The organism is Vibrio sp. 1288 (assembly GCF_033344475.1).
Genome location: NZ_JAWPOX010000212.1, coordinates 1 through 939, shown reverse-complemented (window position 1 = coordinate 939; position 939 = coordinate 1). Strand labels below are relative to the sequence as shown.

At 48.2% G+C, this 939-nt stretch carries 1 protein-coding gene; it reads left to right on the top strand.

The window, feature by feature from the left end; genetic code table 11:
- Window positions 1–939: AMP-binding protein (locus R8O11_RS25745; protein ID WP_318194678.1), on the top strand; the 939-nt coding region annotated here is incomplete at both ends.

Sequence of the window (939 nt, the reverse complement as noted above, 5' to 3'; positions counted from 1 at the left end):
GAGAATATCGACTGGTTTGAATCTCCTAAAACCATCTTGAAATCTGATGAGAACGGCATCGAACGTTGGTTCCCAGATGGGGTGATGAATACGTCTTGGTTGACACTGGATTACCATTGCGAACAAGGACGTGGTGATAATACTGCGCTAATTTATGACTCACCAGTAACGGGAAATAAAAAGACTTACACTTACCGAGAGCTACGCGATCAAGTTGCGAAAATTGCCGGTATGCTGTCTGCCCAAGGCTTTGAAAAAGGCGACCGAGTTGTTGTTTACATGCCTATGATCCCAGAAGCGGCAATGGCAATGCTTGCTTGTGCACGTTTGGGTGCGATTCACTCAGTTGTGTTTGGTGGTTTTGCGCCTAATGAGCTGGCGGTACGTATTGAAGATGCAGAGCCAAAAGTCATTATGACGGCATCGTGTGGCATCGAAATCAGTAAAATCATTCCGTATAAACCATTAGTAGACAAAGCCATCATGGACAGCCGTTGGAAACCTGAGAAAGTGTTTGTTTTCCAGCGTCCAGAATGCGAAGCCGAGCTAAACCAAGCGAGGGATCTGGATTGGCAGCAAGAGTACAGCCAAGCACTTCCACATGCCTGTGTACCAGTACTGGCGACAGATCCGCTATCTATCCTTTATACCTCAGGCACGACGGGTAAACCGAAAGGGGTGGTACGTGATAACGGTGGCCATGCCGTGGCACTGAAGTACTCAATGAGTGCAATCTACAACATCCCGCAAGGTGGTGTGTTCTGGGCGGCATCCGACGTGGGCTGGGTAGTTGGTCACTCGTATATTGTTTACGCGCCATTGATTCATGGTTGCACCACAATACTGTTTGAAGGTAAGCCAGTCAGAACACCAAACCCTGGCGCATTCTGGCGTGTGTGTGACGAGTATAAAGTGGATGCTTTATTCTCAGCGCCTACC